13 protein-coding genes are annotated in these 17,639 nt (G+C 38.3%); all 13 read left to right on the top strand.

Annotated features, from left to right (window positions below; translation table 11 throughout):
* Window positions 1-158 precede the first annotated feature (158 nt).
* The 13 genes from rppH (at window position 159) to P20480_RS01480 (ending at window position 17,637) form a co-directional block, all read left to right on the top strand.
* Window positions 159-677 (top strand): RNA pyrophosphohydrolase, encoded by a 519-nt coding sequence (gene rppH / locus P20480_RS01420; RefSeq protein ID WP_006792674.1) that lies wholly within the window; start codon window positions 159-161, stop codon window positions 675-677.
* 30 nt (window positions 678-707) lie between these two features.
* Window positions 708-2,972, top strand: coding sequence for a phosphoenolpyruvate--protein phosphotransferase (gene ptsP, locus P20480_RS01425; protein ID WP_008132734.1), 2,265 nt, complete (start codon window positions 708-710; stop codon window positions 2,970-2,972).
* A gap of 91 nt (window positions 2,973-3,063) precedes the next feature.
* Window positions 3,064-3,873 (top strand): sulfite exporter TauE/SafE family protein, encoded by an 810-nt coding sequence (locus P20480_RS01430; RefSeq protein WP_006792676.1) that lies wholly within the window; start codon window positions 3,064-3,066, stop codon window positions 3,871-3,873.
* 12 nt (window positions 3,874-3,885) lie between these two features.
* On the top strand, window positions 3,886-4,689 hold the full coding sequence (gene lgt / locus P20480_RS01435; protein ID WP_008132732.1) for a prolipoprotein diacylglyceryl transferase: 804 nt from the start codon (window positions 3,886-3,888) through the stop codon (window positions 4,687-4,689).
* Between the two features lie 7 nt (window positions 4,690-4,696).
* Entirely contained in the window at window positions 4,697-5,302 is a 606-nt protein-coding gene (locus P20480_RS01440) for a thymidylate synthase (protein ID WP_008132731.1), read from the top strand.
* A 92-nt stretch (window positions 5,303-5,394) separates the two neighbouring features.
* On the top strand, window positions 5,395-6,630 hold the full coding sequence (locus P20480_RS01445) for a tyrosine-type recombinase/integrase (protein ID WP_008132728.1): 1,236 nt from the start codon (window positions 5,395-5,397) through the stop codon (window positions 6,628-6,630).
* Window positions 6,627-9,494 (top strand): tyrosine-type recombinase/integrase, encoded by a 2,868-nt coding sequence (locus P20480_RS01450; RefSeq protein WP_008132726.1) that lies wholly within the window; start codon window positions 6,627-6,629, stop codon window positions 9,492-9,494. The genes P20480_RS01445 and P20480_RS01450 overlap by 4 nt, the downstream gene beginning before the upstream one ends.
* Window positions 9,494-11,602 carry a site-specific integrase gene (locus P20480_RS01455; protein WP_008132724.1) on the top strand — a complete coding sequence of 703 codons (2,109 nt, stop codon included), beginning with the start codon at window positions 9,494-9,496 and terminating at the stop codon, window positions 11,600-11,602. The genes P20480_RS01450 and P20480_RS01455 overlap by 1 nt, the downstream gene beginning before the upstream one ends.
* Window positions 11,599-12,084: a hypothetical protein gene (locus P20480_RS01460; RefSeq protein WP_008132722.1), complete on the top strand. Its 486-nt coding sequence runs from the start codon at window positions 11,599-11,601 to the stop codon at window positions 12,082-12,084. Before P20480_RS01455 ends, P20480_RS01460 begins: the two co-directional genes overlap by 4 nt.
* A gap of 4 nt (window positions 12,085-12,088) precedes the next feature.
* Entirely contained in the window at window positions 12,089-12,940 is an 852-nt protein-coding gene (locus P20480_RS01465; RefSeq protein WP_008132721.1) for a thymidylate synthase, read from the top strand.
* Window positions 12,941-14,012: 1,072 nt separating this feature from the next.
* Window positions 14,013-14,885, top strand: a complete 873-nt coding sequence (locus P20480_RS01470) for a WYL domain-containing protein (RefSeq protein WP_008132719.1) — start codon at window positions 14,013-14,015, stop codon at window positions 14,883-14,885.
* 14 nt (window positions 14,886-14,899) lie between these two features.
* Window positions 14,900-16,486: a type I restriction-modification system subunit M gene (locus P20480_RS01475; RefSeq protein WP_008132717.1), complete on the top strand. Its 1,587-nt coding sequence runs from the start codon at window positions 14,900-14,902 to the stop codon at window positions 16,484-16,486.
* Window positions 16,486-17,637 (top strand): restriction endonuclease subunit S, encoded by a 1,152-nt coding sequence (locus tag P20480_RS01480; RefSeq protein ID WP_008132715.1) that lies wholly within the window; start codon window positions 16,486-16,488, stop codon window positions 17,635-17,637. The genes P20480_RS01475 and P20480_RS01480 overlap by 1 nt, the downstream gene beginning before the upstream one ends.
* Window positions 17,638-17,639: the final 2 nt, after the last annotated feature.

The following is a 17,639-nucleotide window of genomic DNA, read 5'->3' as shown; positions in this document are numbered from 1 at the left end:
CATACATTTTTTAAATCTTTTTACTCGTATCTCAGTATTTTCATCTCTGAGCTGAGTGTAAATTACACTTACCCACTGGCTCGCTTATAATAGTGTTTGCCGTATTGCGGCTAATGTGGAACAATCATTAAAAATCGACTTACAAATGAGGCACTAAGGTGATTGATGCCGAAGGTTTTCGTGCCAATGTCGGAATTGTAATTTGCAATAATCAGGGACAAGTATTTTGGGCCAGGCGCTACGGTCAGCACTCTTGGCAATTTCCCCAAGGTGGTGTTGATGATGGTGAAACACCAGAACAAACTATGTACCGTGAATTACACGAAGAGGTCGGACTGCGACCAGAAGATGTAGAAATTGTCGCAAGTTCAAAACATTGGTTACGCTATAAATTACCCAAACGATTAATTCGTCGCGACTCAAGTCCGGTGTGTATTGGGCAAAAACAAAAATGGTTTTTACTGAAACTTCGTTGTAAAGACGAAGATGTAAACTTACTTAAAACTCATCACCCAGAATTTGATGACTGGCGTTGGGTGAGCTATTGGTATCCTGTAAGGCAGGTTGTGTCGTTTAAACGGGATGTTTACCGACGTGTAATGAAGGAGTTTGCTCCTTTCGCTATGCCTTTTAATAAAAGAGAACAACATAAAGACCACTGGCGAAGTAAAAGGTAATAACATTATAGTAAAATAAAGGAGCAGGACATGCTGGCAACATTGAGGTCTATTGCTGAGTCTGTATCGCAACAAGCGAATTTAGACACTGCATTAGTGTGCTTTGTGCAAATGGTTAAAGACGCCATGAAAACCCAGTGCTGCTCTATTTATTTTGCTGATTATAGCCAAGACAATTTTGTGCTTATGGCTACCGAAGGGTTAAATCCTGATGCGGTTGGTAAGTTTAGAATTGGCTTTACAGAAGGCTTAGTAGGATTAGTTGCTCAACGCGAAGAGCCCATAAATATTGCCTTTGCTAAATCACACCCGCGCTTTAAGCTCTCTCCTGAGGTAAACGAAGAAGGCTATAATGCTTTTTTGTCGGTGCCTGTGGTACATCAAAAAAAAGTGTTAGGTGTTATTGTTGTTCAACAAAAAATGGCCCGTGTTTTCAGCCAAGATGAAGAATCATTTTTAATAACGCTTTCTGCTCAGCTTGCTTCACAATTGGCACATGCCGAAATTAAAGAAGTACTTCGCCAAGACGAGTCATCTCATCAAACATCCGTTTTAAAAGGTGTATCCAGTGCACCGGGTATAGGTATAGGTACTGCTTTTGTGCTTCTACCAAAGCTTGACTTTAAATCAATTGAGCTTCAAAAAAATAGTGATGTAACAGAGCAACGGCGGCTATTTACTCAAGCGGTGGCCGCCACACGAAAAGAATTTAACACGCTTTCGATGACGTTGAGTGACTCTATTCCTCAAGAGGCGTTAGCCGTATTTGATGTTTACCAACAGTTATTGGATGCTAAAAGTTTAGGTCACAATGTAGAGGTTCAGTTACTCGAGGGATGGTGTGCAAAAAGCGCACTTAAAATTGTGATTGAGCGTTTAATTTCGCAATTTAATGCGATGCAAGACCCATACATAAAAGAGCGTGCTGTTGATGTTAAAGACATAGGCTTACGCGTATTGCATCACTTAGTTAATACTGAACACGCAATAAAAGATTACCCCCCAAATACTATTTTGATTGCTAATACATTAACTCCCGCCATGCTTGCTGAAGTACCAAAAGGGTATTTAGCAGGGGTTGTTAGTGTTAATGGCTCTGCCAATAGTCATGCTTCTATTTTGACTCGCGCAATGGGGATCCCTGCTATTTGGGGGATAGAAGATTTACCATTACTTCAATTTGATGGTAAGCCAATGATTTTAGATGCGTTTGCAGGGCGCTTGTATATCTCACCCTCGCAGATGTTATTAGATGAGTATGCAGACTTACAACATCAAGATAACCTTTTAAATAATCGCTTTTTAGCAGAGCAAGAGTATGAGTCTATTACTTTAGATGGCGAACACGTCAGTTTATTGTTAAATGCCGGGCTAGAGCTAAAAATAGATCAAAACAACGCACATGTGTGCGACGGCGTAGGTTTATACCGCACTGAAGCGTGGTTTATGCAAAAAGGCCAGTTTCCCTCTCAGTTAGAGCAAGAGAATTGGTATCGAGAAGTGCTCACTAGTTATTACCCAAATCCCGTTGTAATGCGAACGCTCGACATTGGCGGCGATAAAGTGCTCGACTATTTTAATATAACCGAAGAAAACCCATTTTTAGGTTGGCGCGGTATACGTATTAGTCTTGATCACCCCGAGTTATTTTTGGATCAGCTCAAAGCAATGCTTAAGGCTAATATAGGTTTAGGCAATTTAAAAATAATGCTGCCGATGATCAGCGGCACTGAAGAAGTAGATGAAGCATTAGGGTTATTTGAACAAGCTTATTTTGAACTCAACGAACATTTTCCTGAGCAGCAAATAGATCGCCCCGATATTGGTATTATGCTTGAGGTGCCTTCCAGTGTGTTTATGTTGCCTGAATGGTCTAAAAAAGTAGATTTTTGTTCAGTAGGCAGTAACGATTTAACACAATATTTATTGGCAGTAGATAGAGCCAACGCGCGTGTTGCTGAGCTTTTTAATCCTTATCATCCCGGGGTGCTCAGAGTTTTAAGTAAAATAGCCAGTGAGTGTGAAAATTACGAATTACCCTTTAGTTTATGTGGTGAACTTGGTGGTGACCCAGAAGGGGCCATATTGCTAATAGCAATGGGCTACAGACGATTGAGTATGAACTTATCGTCTTTAAATAAGGTAAAATGGGTGCTTAGGCGTTTGAGCGTTGCCGACATGGAGCAGTTGTTGAGCGAGTGTTTAGCACAATCAACAGCTAAACAGGTCCTGCGTTTAACGCGCAATTTTATGTTAGAACATAATTTAGGTGACCTATTTTATACCCCAAAGTAAAAAGTACTGACTTAATTAATTTTAATACGCAGATGCTATTCGTTTTATAATCCTTTAACATATAAGCCTTCAAAAGGCATTTGAGATAACTATGTATGACTTAGGTTTGTTGGTCGCATGTTGCGCACTACTAGGCTGTATTGTTGGTTTTTTAGCAGGATTATTAGGTATTGGCGGCGGATTAATAATTGTGCCTGCACTGAGCACATTGCTGATTTTATTTAATGTTACATCTGCAGAACATGTTGTAGTTATTTCGATTGCGACCTCTTTGGCCTCTATTTTATTTACTTCTACGTCTTCAGCATTGGCTCATCATAAAAATGATAATGTGCCTTGGCATGTTGCACCTTGGGTTATGGCTGGTGTAGCAGTAGGGGCTTTAATTAGTGGCTTTGCCGCAAGCTTAATACCGGAGCAGTTACTTCGTAGTGTATTTGCAGTAAGTGTTGTATTTATTGCAGCTAGAATGGCGCTATCATCACGTAATAAACCCTCATCAACTAAGCCGCTCCCACCGGGTCCTATTTTAGGGTGTATTTCCGCTATTATGGGTGGTTTATCGGGCTTGATTGGTATTGGTGGTGGAGCGTTAATTGTGCCTATGCTCAATTACTTTTCTATTGATATAAGAAAAGCCATTGGCTGCGCTGCCGTTTCGGGCATTGTAATTGCCTTATTTGGCTCTATTGGCTACATTAGCGCGGGTTGGAAGGTGACCGACTTAGCACATGGTTTTGCAGGGTTTGTATATTTACCTGCGTTATTTGGTATTGTTATTACGTCGTGGTTTGTGGCGCCTTACGGGGCTAAAGCAACTCATTATTTACCTGTTAATACAATAAAGAAAGTTTTTGCGGTACTGCTTGTTGTTATCGCAATTAAAATGGTTTTTAGCTAAAGGTTTATTTTTATGGCACTTGAGTTTCCTCAAATCGATCCAATTATTTTTTCGATTGGACCACTGAGCGTACGTTGGTACGGATTGATGTATTTAATTGGTTTTGCATTTGCGATGTGGTTTGCAAATCGTCAAGCGGCAAAGCCTAATTCTGGCTGGACCAAAGAGCAGGTAAGTGATCTATTATTTTATGGCATGTTAGGGGTCATACTTGGTGGTCGTATTGGCTATGTATTGTTTTACCAATTTAGCTATTTTTTAGAAAACCCACTTTACTTATTCCGCATTGATCAGGGCGGTATGTCGTTCCATGGAGGTACGCTGGGCGTAATTACAGCCGTTGCTATTTTTTCTTGGACACGCAAAAAATCACTGCTACAAGTTGGCGATTTTGTAGCGCCACTGGTGCCAGTGGGGTTATTAGCAGGGCGTATAGGTAATTTTATAAATGGTGAGTTATGGGGGCGTGTATCAGACGTACCTTGGGCTATGGTATTTCCAACCGGCGGGCCGCTTGCTCGCCACCCTTCGCAGTTATACGAAGCCTTTTTTGAAGGGCTCGTTTTATTCTTAATTATGCTATGGTTTATTAAAAAGCCACGCCCTGCGGGCAGTGTTGGCGGTGTATTTTTATTAGGTTACGGTGTGTTTAGGTTTGGTATTGAATACTTCCGCCAACCAGACGCACAACTAGGCTTATTTGCCGACTTTATCTCTATGGGACAAATACTGTCACTGCCTATGATTATAGGTGGTTTAGGTTTATTAATTTGGGCTTATAAAAACCCGCAGCAAGTAACAGCAGCAAAGGCATAATAAAAGCATGAAACAATATTTAAAATTATGTCAGCGTATCGTTGACGAAGGTCAATGGGTAGAAAACAAACGCACAGGCACACGTTGCTTAACCGTTATAAACGCCGATTTAGAATATGATGTAGCAAACAATCAGTTCCCGATGATCACAACGCGTAAAAGTTACTATAAAGCGGCCATTGCAGAGTTACTTGGCTATTTACGAGGCTACGATAGCGCAGAACAATTTCGTGAAATTGGCTGTAAAACATGGGATGCTAATGCCAACGATAACCAAGCTTGGCTTAATAACCCAAATCGTAAAGGTGAAGACGATATGGGGCGCGTTTACGGCGTCCAAGGCCGCGGCTGGCAACGCCCTGATGGCTCAACACTCGATCAGTTAGCTAAAGTAATTAACAATTTAAAAAATGGTATTGATGATCGTGGTGAAATAATCACGTTTTATAACCCAGGTGAATTTGAACTAGGTTGTTTAAGACCTTGCATGCACACGCATACGTTTTCACTATTAGGTGACACGCTTTACCTAACATCTTATCAGCGCAGCTGCGATGTGCCGTTTTTATTCCCCCATGAAAATAATTCACAGTATGAGGCTCTAGCTGCTTAGCTAATCCTCTTTATTATTGTTGTTTATAGTGACCATTGAGAAGTGCACAGTTTGATATATAATATCAATCATACTTCTTCTTGGTGTTCATTATGGATGTGAAAGTTTTTTCCAATACACAAATAGACCTATCTAAGTCTTGCTTACATGAAACAATTCCTAATCTTTCGTTAGATACGGTAGTTAAAGTTAGTGGTGTAGGTGTATTTGATGATAACGGAAAAGTTTTGCCTATTATTTCTGAGTTTTTGTCTTATCAATCTAAGCACGAAAAAATTGCATTTAAATCGGCAAGTACTTATGGGAAAAACCTTACTTACTTTTTGACATATATTCGCAATCGTTCAGACTATGAAGATGATGAAACTGACGAAGTATTCTTAACAATACCAAGTTATGTTATTCAAGAATATCTTACGTACCTGAGTGTAGATGAACTTTTAAGCTCATCTACAATTAGAAATCGTGATGCTTCTATAAAGGCATTTATTGAATATCTATGTAGTCGAACTGAGGACCGAGAGCCGCTTAGAGATGACAATCCATATGTTGAAGGGTTCCTTTCTAAATCTCCAAAACGAAAACCACTAAGCCCATGTGCACTTGATGATCTTTTTGTTCTAATAGAATCAACTCGCTTTGAACGGGAAAGAGCTTTACTTCAGCTTTTATATGACTCTGGTTTAAGGCGCTCAGAAGTCCCTCGGCTAACGCTTGAAGATTTTAAAGCCGCTTCTATATTTAATTCAGAAAAATTTATAGCCCATGATACGGACATACCTATTCAAACTGACTATAGTCCTTTGGAAGTTAAAGGTAGTAAAGGTCGAGGAAATCAAATAAAACCACGATGGACTTTAGTAAGCTCAGCAACCCTAAAACGAATACAAAAGTATCATTCGTCACCCTTGTATAAAAAACACGCCAGAAAATATAAGAGTGCAGCAGAAACTCCTGCAATTTTTAATGCTGAAGGTACTCCATACACTCCTAGTGCGATCAATAAGTTACTTGAGAGAGTGAGTAAAAGAGCGATGAAGTCCGGTCGTTTGAATAGATTAATCTCTCCACATAAGTTACGTCATGGAAATGCCTACGCAATTTTACAATCGAATGATTTGGGGGAAGATTACTTAGATCGGTTGGTTATTGTTCAAAAGAGTTTAGGGCATAACTATCTTGAAACAACGCAAATTTATACGAGTATTCCTCAGGATATTTATAACAGTATGTGTGCAGAAAATGGTGAGCTATTGACCAGAGCAGATCGGATGAGGCGACTAGTCGAACGTACGCAATTAAAAATAGGTATTGGTGATAAAAAATGAAACGTGATGGAAAAGCCAGTGACCTATTAGTAACTACCTGGTTAGAAAAGTTGTTAAATAAGCCTAACTTGTTTTTATCTTTACCGCTTAGTAGTGATACAAAAAGTCCATGGAGAGTAAATATAAAGCCTGATTATGTGTCGAATGATGTAGGTATAACGATTAGTGAAGCTCGAAGAAGACGTGGACTAATTTTACCTTTGATAAATAAAATGGCCGAGAAAGGTATCGTTGTTAAAGGGGCTTCGAGTAGAGAAAATATAGTAAGGCAACAGATCTTAGGCTGGTATAACAGCCTTACCTTACAAGATAAAAAACAACTTCCTCGTTCTGTTAATCATGAAAACAATATTAGCTTTACATCTATGGGAAGTGAGCAACGCTCGTGGGTAACACAAGCAACTCAGTTTGAGTGGATAGCAAAAACCATAGATGAAATCCATGAAGACCTTCATAAAATTGGAGTTATAGATGCTGAATTTAAGACGGTTATTGAGCGTAAGAGGCCTGTAAAAGACATAAAGTCAGCAATGTTAGCGTGGGTATCTAAGGTATCAGAAAGTGAAGATGAGCTTTGGAGTTTACCTATCAGTAAGGCGCCCACCCCACTAGGTTTTAATATCACAGTAGAACACATCCAACAAACCATAGGCGTTTCTTATAGTTCAGCATATAAAGTCAGAGAATTAGCTTACCCTCTGGTTGAAAAAATGATCGATAAAGAGATTTTAGTCGCTTCTGATGAGGAAAGCAGTTGTGCCGGAGTAGAGTTACGTAGGAAGTTGCTAAGTTGGTATAGATGTTTAACTGTTGATGAGAAAAAAGCTTTACCAATCTTTGGTAATAAAATATCACTTAAGAGAATTCCTAAGGATAAGCGACCGATCAATAAATCTGATTTCCGATATAACCTTGTAAAGAATGCGTGGGACTTTATTCATAATGAGCTTGAAAAGCTTGGTGTAATAAGTTTCGACTATCAGAGCGTCGCAGAGCAAAAAGCTTTAAAAGCACTTAACCACAATAAAAATCATGAGACCCAGAAAGATCGCTTTACTAGGTTAGCTTTCATTCCGTTGAATTTTCAAGCCGATTTAATTGAACCTACAAAAAATGAACCGTTTGTCCAAGTTGAGCAGATCTTTGCTTCACGAAGCAAATCAGTATCATCGGAATCGGGTAAAAGTAACTACAGTAATGCATGCAGTCTATTTATTGAGTTTTTATCTGAACAATACGGAACGTCACCATTGATTATATTCAATGTTTTCGATGAACACTTGTTATCTAGATATCGAAAATATTTGCAACAGCAAATCATTACTCAGAAGATTTCCAGCCACCATGCTAATACTATATTAAGCGCAGTTCGAAATGCTCTTCGTAGATTAACTCAGGTACGTGACTTGAAATATAGCTTCTATGATATTGAGGGGTTTGAGACTGGTAGGAGTACGGATTTTAAGAAGCCTTTCGCTAAGAATGAACGCCTGCAAATTTTAGATGCCATTAAAATAGGAATAAAAGAATCTAAAGCACAATTAAAACCCTATCAAAAAACAGGTATTGGTCAAAACCCTCTTGATGATAAGGGGGGAAGAATTCGAGGGCTGTCAAATTTGGATAACGCTCGCTGGCTATTTGAGAATTCAATGAAATGTATTCCTGCCCATCACAATACCGCGAAATCGCCAGAGGAAAAAGCATTTTTGCAAATCATTGAAGCCTCAGATAAAGGTCTATCTGAGGTATACAATGATTGGGGTGTTAATCCAATGATAGGTGTAGATCTTATTATTCCCTATATTTTGAGATTAGCACAAGTGACGGGGTTGAATGTGGAGCCATTACTTTCTTTAGATATTGACGATTATGTAGATAGTCACCCAGCTACCTCAAGACCTTGCCTGAGGTACTGGAAAGAGCGTTCAGATGGACACAAAGAATATCACCTTGATTTATTTAATGCTCAACTTACTTGGCTTTCTTCAGGTCAGGCAAGGTCGGTGAAGCAAACATTTGAAGAAGTAATTAAGCTGACTAGTTCTATTAGACAAAATATTAATGACGATAGATTTAAAAACCGACTATTTATTTATCAGTCTAATAGTTCACAAAAGCATGGGGTAGTTTTTCCTTTCATAGGGAGTAAATGGAGTCATGCTCAATTATTAGGCAGAACACTTTCTTTTTTTGTTGAAAAACATGGTTTAAAAAATGAAAAAGGAGAGCCGTTAACTCTTACTATTAGTAGGTTTCGGCCAACTTTTGTTAGTGAGATGCTTGATAATGGCGTTTCCCTTCGCGAAATCCAGTTAATGTTAGGTCATTCATCAATTCAAACAACGATCCGTTATCTGGATTCTTTAGACTTTAACTCGATTAGTCGAAAAAAACTTAATGATAAATTGAGAGAAATACATCAATCGGCTTTGGATGAACAATGTAAAGAAACAAAGGAAATGGATAAGCCAAAAAATAACGATGAAATCTTAATTACATTCCGAACTCCATTGGCTGAGTGTAAGAATATATTTGATCCACCTGAGTTTATTAAAAATCTATCTTCTTATACTTCCGGTACTCCATGCTCACAATATAATAAGTGCTTATCTTGCGATAATGTAGTCATCACGGCTAAAAACTTACCAGAGATATTTGCGATGAAGCGTGATTACACTCACTTAATTGAGCATACCCGTGTTATGGATACGCCTTATGGGCATGTAGTTCGTGAAAACCTAGAACTAATAAAGGGCATTATAGATCCTGAGTTATCAGATTTTTCTACGGAAGAACTGGAAAATGGCCAGCGCTTGGCTGAATACATAGAAGATACAATACTTGTCGATGGAGTGGTGTAATGAATGGTGAAGCCAAGTTGGATTTATTGACCAATTTCGTAGGCAATCGAATTTATATTCTTAGCGCCTTTAGTTCGGGTGAAGAGCAAGTTTCTAGTTATTCTCAGGAAAATGAACCAAGTTGTTCGACTTATTTGAATTTACTAATGCAAATGCCTGTTTCGAAGATATCGAAATTCTCTGATTTAGTTTGGGACTTTAACCACGATTATCCCAATGCAGCACGAAATGTACAAGGACCAAAATTACGGATTGATTTTTCAAAGTACAATGATATTCCGAAGTTTGTTTTAACTGAGATGAAAATAATATTTGAGCTTGCGTTGCTCAATAATTTTATTTTTAGACCTAAAAATAAACGAAAAAGGAAGCCAACAAAAGGAATCCTAAAAGCAAATACGCTGATTGCTGTATTCGAGAACGGTTTAGACTTTATTAACGAGCTTTTTAAGCAAGCTGCAACTGAACTCGGTAATGAGTTTGTTCAAGCAAGTATTGAATCTTTGACTGATGTAGGTCCTGAGTACTATTACAAAGCTGCTAAGAATTATAAACGAATAAAGAGCACCGCATTAGATAATTTCTTTCACTATATAAGAAGCCCAGCTTCTCAAGAGTATGTATTCGGAAAGCCGATTACTTATGTTGAGCTAAACAGCTTAGATTGGAAAAAAACAGCAAATGCAGACAAGAACAAGAAAGATCAGGTATTACCTGATTTAGCGTTTGAGTTTCTATCAAAGGCAGCTTCATTCATTGTTATTGATTTCTTGGAAGCAATAGGTGAAATCGATAATATATCTGATAGAGGTTCCTTGGAACGGTTCAATGCTAGCGATTATTTATCTTGGGCAAAAAAGGAGAGAGTTTCTCACGAGACCCTTACTGGTTATATCGGAGTTAGATTAAGAACTAAAGGATATTCTGCGAGTTTTGTTAATGCTTTAATAGAACCTTATGACTGGATGGTTAATAAAAATGCTGAAGTTTTTGGCGGGCTGACTTTGCGTAAAGCGCTAAAGATGCAAGGCTATGAATTAGAAAGGCTCAGAGATTACTTTAATCTTGTCGCGTATTCATGTGTTTACTTAGTTGGCCAGTATACAGGAATGAGACCATCAGAATTAGCTGAGGTACGGGTCCAGGATTCCTCTTGTCTAGTAGAAGAAGACGGAGTTTGGTTGATTGAAAGCGCTGTTAAGAAGCACCAAGAAGAAACTCATACCGGTTTATTTGACGACAAGTGGGTAGCGATTCCAATCATTAGGGATGCTGTATTCGCTGCTTCATTTATCGCTAAGATAAAAGCTTCGCCATATTTAATTTCTAACGTGGATACGGTCAATCCAGATGTTACACCATTACCAATGACAAGTAATGGTATAAAATACCAAATGGAAGTATTTATACAAAAAATGCTAGGAAAAAAAGTAGTTAAAGAAATAAACTTTAACCCCTATATGTTGCGCCATACCTTAACATATCAACTGTTTAGAGCAGAAGTCGGTTTACCGTTAATATCATTTCAGTTAAAACATTTTGTGGATAGTGTTTCTAAATATACTTTTTCAGGTGCTACATCATCAGTAACATTAGGGTATGGCGACATTGGTGAAATGCTATCAAAAGATGGTGAGAGAAAAGGTAGTGAAAAGTCATTTCGTAGAGCCGCTGAATTGGATGCTATCAAGACTGCTCATAATCCAAATGGTACCTATTATGGTGGTAAAGCAAGTGAGCATAAAAGCAGGTTAGTTAAAACCTTTCAGGGCTATATGGCCGAAGGATATACTGAAGAAGAAGTATATCAGGCAATGGCAGAACAAGGCGTAGCGGTTGTATATATGGGGCAAGGGCTTTGCTATGGAGGTCGTGAAGAAGAATTTGATGCTAGTTTACCCTGTATTGGTTCATTACGTTGTAATCCAGCAAGATGCAAACAAGCGGTCGTAACAAGTAGACATGCTCCGAAATGGCGTGAAGTTTATATTTTAAATAAGTCAAACTTGAATAAACCTGAATATTCTCACAACAGAGAACAAATTGAAGCAGCAATGAACGAAGCAAAAATGGTGCTTGAAAGCCTCGGTGAGGAAGTGGAGTTATGATAGAACAAGCTTATGATCAGAAGAACAGTGATAATTTTGAAGCCAATACTAAATCTATTAAATGTGCGCTGGAAAAGATAAAAAGCAATAAGAAGTTGAAGGCAACTGTTACCCAAATAGCAGAAATGACAGGTATGCACAGAAATGCAATTTCAAACCGAGGGTGGCCTGTCACTGAACTAAAAAAGATTAAAGACTCCAGAAAGCTTAAAAAGCATAAAGAAGAAAAACTGGAACGTGAAAATGCAAATGACACCAAAGTAGCATTGGAGCAAAGTTTACATCTAACCAGAGAAGAAGTTGTTTACTGGTTTAATGAATATCAAAATATGAAACGTTTTTTCGAGCATTCAGATAAACGATTTCAAAAAATGAGAGAATCGCGAGATCATTACAAAGAATTATATGAAAGAGAACGGAAGTCGCTTTTGGAATCTGAGCAAGAAGTCGAGCGCTTAAAAGAATTATTAGAGTTAAGGTGATTGTATGAAACAGTATCTGGATTTATGTCGACGTATAGTTGACGAAGGTGTATGGGTTGAAAATGAAAGAACGGGTAAACGCTGCTTAGCTGTTGTTAATGCAGACATGGAATATAACGTAGCAGCTAATGAGTTTCCATTAGTAACTACAAGAAAAAGTTATTGGAAAGCGGCTATTGCTGAGTTGTTGGGGTATCTTCGAGGATACGATAGTGCGGCTCAATTTCGAGCAATTGGATGCAATACCTGGAATGCGAACGCTAACGATAATGACGCTTGGTTGAACAATCCTCACCGTAAAGGCGAAGATGATATGGGTCGAGTTTATGGTGTACAAGGGCGTAATTGGCGAAACTCTGAGGGAGAGAAATTCGACCAGCTTCGTAAAATTTATGAAGATTTGCGTAATGGTATCGATGATCGAGGTGAAATCCTGACTTTTTATAACCCAGGTGAGTTTCATATGGGCTGCTTACGTCCATGTATGCATACTCACACATTCTCGTTATTGGGAAATACACTTTATTTAACTTCTTCACAACGTTCCTGTGATGTGCCATTAGGGCAAAATTTTAATCAAATTCAAGTATTTACTTTGCTAGCACTGATGGCTCAAATAACAGGTCACAAGGCAGGTAAGGCATACCATAAAATTGTTAACGCACATATTTACGAAGATCAGCTAGACCTGATGCGAGATGTTCAATTGAAAAGAGAGCCTTACCCAGCTCCGAAACTCCACATTAATCCTAAGATTAAGACCCTTGAAGATATTGAAACATGGGTAACTCTAGATGACTTTGAAGTTGAGGGTTATCAACATCATGAGCCAATCGCTTACCCGTTTTCGGTCTAAGATGAGTTAACCTTATACGTCTTTAGCCTTATCGAGTTATGTGGAAGACACTGGTGTTAATTTTGGGGGAAAGGTCATGATCGCCTATATAAAAATGAGGCTTCATTCTGATCTTGATATTAAGATGAAGGCTTAATTCCAGTCTCGAATATTAAAATGAAGCCTTGATTCTGATCTTGATATTAAGATGAAGGCTTAATTCCAGTCGCGGATATTTAAATGAAGCCTTCATTCTGATCTTGATATTAAGATGAAGGCTTAATTTCAGTCGCGGATATTTAAATGAAGCCTTGATTCTGATCTTGATATTAAGATGAAGGCTTAATTTCAGTCTCGAATATTAAAATGAAGCCTTGATTCTGATCACCAGCAATCATATTTACGCGAATTATCAAGTTTACTTTGTGCGCGTAACCAAAAATCGCAAGGCATTCCGGTTAACGTCTCAAGCCGTTTAGCCAAAGTAACTGTTACGCTTATTTTCTCTTTAAGAAAATCATCGAATTGCTCGACCGATATACCTAACCTCTTGCTGAGGCCATTACTGCTAAGTCCTTGGGCTCGGAGTTTCTGTAAGTATAAATCCTCGAAATATCGAGCTGGATGCAACATCTCTTTGTCATATGGAATATCTACGATACAACCACCTTCAATTTCTGCAATAGATATAAGCTTTTGTAGGCTTCGAGCTCTAGATACCGTAACGTCAACTCCTGGGTTACCCAGATTGTGAAGTTTAAACGGATTTGAATGTTGCTCTTGGCTTTCCTGCCCACTGTTACTCTAAAGCTCTCTAGCTTTTGCACTCGGGGTAGTCTTTATTAACGTATAAACAACCGATTCAACAAATCTGTATAAAGAGACACTACTCTACTTATTTCAATTCAATCCCCCCTTCTCCTGAATGGCTGACAATCACATAATCAAACTCCGTCTCGAAAAGACAACACTTAGCAGTAACTTGAACCTACACCATCAATTCCAAAACAATCAAAATGATTACATCAATTTGATTGCTCCTTTTCGCCGTTTAAGCTAATGTACTTTAATTAAAACTTGGTTTTATTAAAGTATGCTGCTCGAAAATCTGAACCATGCACAACGTGAACGCCTTGCTTTTATTGACTTTAGCCTTGAATTCTTTGGTCAAATAGCAAGAGCAGACTTGATCCAAAAATTTGGAACTGGTTTGGCTTCGTGTACTCGCGATCTTTCTCTGTATAGAGAGTTAGCACCAGACAATGCTGTGCTTATGCATGAGAATAAGCGGTATGTACGCTCAGGCGCATTCAGAGCCATTTTCGAGCACAACCCTGAGGAAGCCCTGCAAACATTAGCAAGAGGCTTTGGAGATGGTTTCTCGCTGCCACAAGAGAAATCGCCAGCGTGTTTTGATGCAGTTAGATTAGTTCATCCTAAAGCAGAAATTGTTTCAGCCATCATGCGAGCGATTTCCTCTAACTCAGCAATCCTATGCGAATATGAGTCACTCAGCAGCGGTACAACCAAAAGAGAGTTAGTACCACATGCCATTGTTAATAACGGCCATCGGTGGCATGTGCGAGCATATGACCGTAAAAGCAAAGAGTTTAGGGATTTTGTTTGCACACGATTCAAGAGTATCGAACTGCAAGAAACAAAGCCTAGAAGTAATGAACAGGCCAACATGGATAGCGCTTGGAATACGCTGTGTGAATTGCAGCTAGTACCACATCCAAGGCTCAGCCATAGCAAAGCTATTGAAATGGATTACGGCATGACAAAGAGCATACTTGAACTTGAAGTTCGAGCCGCTTTAGCAAATTACATACTCCGCCAGTGGAATGTTGATTGTACAGAAGACGCAACATTGACTGGCGACGAGTATCAATTGTATTTGAAGAATAAAAACAGCCTGGTCGATTTAATCGACTTCTCAATAACACCAGGCCAACAACTTAACTAGGAACAGTAACCAACATGGTTGAACAACACAAAAAAGCATTAGAAAAACAACTCTGGAATATTGCCAATAGCTTACGTGGCAACATGAGCGCCGATGATTTTCGTGACTATATTTTAGGCTTTATCTTCTACAAGTACTTATCTGAACGTATGGATTTATATGCCGATGACTTATTAAAAGAAGATGGCATTAAGTTTGACGCTATTGATGAAAACACAGACGAAGGCAAAGAATACTTAGAAGCGATTAAAGAAGAGACAATCGACCATTTAGGTTACTTCTTAAAACCTAACGAGCTATTTCATGTATTGGCGCAAAAAGGTGAAAACGGTGAGTTTATTTTAGAAGACTTATCTGAAGTGCTTAACCATATTGAACAAAGCACTATGGGTACTGCCGCAGAAGATGACTTCAACGGCTTGTTTGATGACCTCGACTTAACCTCAAACAAACTAGGTAAAACAGAAAACGCTAAAAATGAGCTTATCTCAAAAGTATTAACTCACCTTGATGATATTGATTTTCTGCATCATGAAACCGACATTGATGTACTAGGTGACGCTTACGAATACCTCATTGGTCAGTTTGCCTCTGGTGCTGGTAAAAAAGCTGGTGAATTCTATACGCCACCCATGGTTTCAACATTACTTGCCAAGCTAGTGACACAAGGTAAAGACAAGCTTAAAAGTGTGTACGACCCTACCTGTGGCTCAGGCTCACTACTTTTAAAAGTATCAAAAGAGATCAAAAGCAAAGGCGGTGAAGTTGGTGGTTACTTTGGTCAAGAATCTAACCCAAGTACCTACAACCTAGCTCGCATGAATATGATTTTACATGGTGTGCATTATCGCAATTTTGATATTCAGCAAGATGACACGCTAGAACAGCCACATCATGTTGAAAAACGCTTCGAAGCCGTAGTCGCAAACCCGCCATTCTCGGCTGATTGGAGTGCATCAGCAGGCTTTTTAACTGACGAACGCTTTCAAGATTACGGTAAATTAGCACCAAAAAGTAAAGCAGATTTTGCCTTTGTGCAACACATGGTTCATCAGCTAGATGAAAATGGCACTATGGCAGTTGTATTACCTCACGGTGTACTTTTCCGAGGTGCAGCCGAAGGGCATATTCGTAAGCATTTAATTAAAGATAAAAACTACCTTGATGCGGTAATTGGTCTACCGGCAAACATTTTCTATGGCACATCTATCCCAACTTGTATTTGGGTACTCAAAAAGAACCGTGAACATAACGATAATGTTTTGTTTATTGATGCTAGCCAGAACTTTGGTAAAGCAACCAATCAGAACTATCTTCGTGATGAAGATTTAAAGGCAATATTAGACGCCGTAGAAAAACGTGAGTTTAAAGAAAAGTTTGCTTTTGTTGCAAAAATAGAAGACGCCGAAAAGGATGACTCCATTTCTTCAAATGAATTTAATTTAAATATCCCACGTTATGTTGATACTTTTGAAGAAGATGAACTTGTTGATATAGAAGCCGTCGCATTCTCAATAGAGAAAGTAAATAAAAATATTATCGTTGAAGATATTGTGCTGTCTGATTTTTGCGCTGAACTTGGAATAAAGGCAGTAAGATAATGGAACGTATTACGGTAAAATTGAGGTTTAACGACTTTAAAGATTCTTGGATAAAAACTAAGTTTCAATCGCAGTGTCTAAAGATTTCTTCAGGCAAAAGTAAAATTGAAGAATATGGTCAGTTTCCAGTTTATGGCTCAACGGGAAAACTTGGTTACACAAATAATTTTACTCATGATGGTAACTATATTTTAGTTGCTAGAGTTGGAGCGAATGCAGGTCAATTAAACTGTGTACAAGGAAAATTCGGTGTTACTGATAATACCTTGGTAATTGAACTAGAAAATGAGGATGAATTCATTTTTTATTACTATCTGCTTCAAAGTGTAAACCTTAATAAATTTATATTCGGTTCAGGTCAGCCTTTGATAACTGGAGGTATGCTAAAAAGTTTAAACATACTTCAGCCTAACATTAGAGTAGAAAGACAAAAAATTGCAGACTTTCTTTCTTCAGTAGATAAAAAAATCAGCCTACTTAAAGAAAAGCATGCCTTGCTCACTCAATATAAAAAAGGCGTGATGCAAAAGCTGTTTAAGCAAGAAATTCGCTTTAAAGATGACAATGGCAACGCCTTTCCTGATTGGCAAATAAAGCCATTATCAAAATTAGCTGATAAAAATAATCTTAAAAACAAAGATAATGCTGTTAATGCTGTACTAACCAACTCAGCTAAAAGTGGCATTGTAAATCAAGGCGATTATTTCAATAAAGATATAGCTAATCAAGGTAACTTGACTGGATATACCGTTGTTGAAAAGAATGACTTTATTTATAACCCTAGAATTTCTGAACTTGCGCCTGTTGGCCCTATTAAACGCAACCACATAGGCCAAGGTGTTATGTCGCCTCTTTATACTGCTTTCCGCTTTAAAGATGAAAACGTTTTAGATTATTTAGAGCAATATTTTAATACAACTATGTGGCATCGATATATGCACAGCATTGCGAACTTTGGTGCCAGACATGACAGAATGAATATAACATCTGCCGATTTTTATGCTTTACCTATTCCGTTACCTTGTGAAGGTGAACGAGAAAAAATTGTTAGTTTTATAAAAGCTCTTGAAACAAAAGTTAATGCGGTAAATGAGCAAATAGAACTAACAAAAACCTTCAAAAAAGGTTTGTTACAGCAGATGTTTGTATAACT

It is taken from the genome of Pseudoalteromonas sp. BSi20480 (genome assembly GCF_000241365.1).
Lineage (GTDB): Bacteria > Pseudomonadota > Gammaproteobacteria > Enterobacterales > Alteromonadaceae > Pseudoalteromonas > Pseudoalteromonas marina.
Note: the sequence above shows the minus strand (reverse complement) of the source record. Positions and strands in the feature narration are given on the sequence as shown.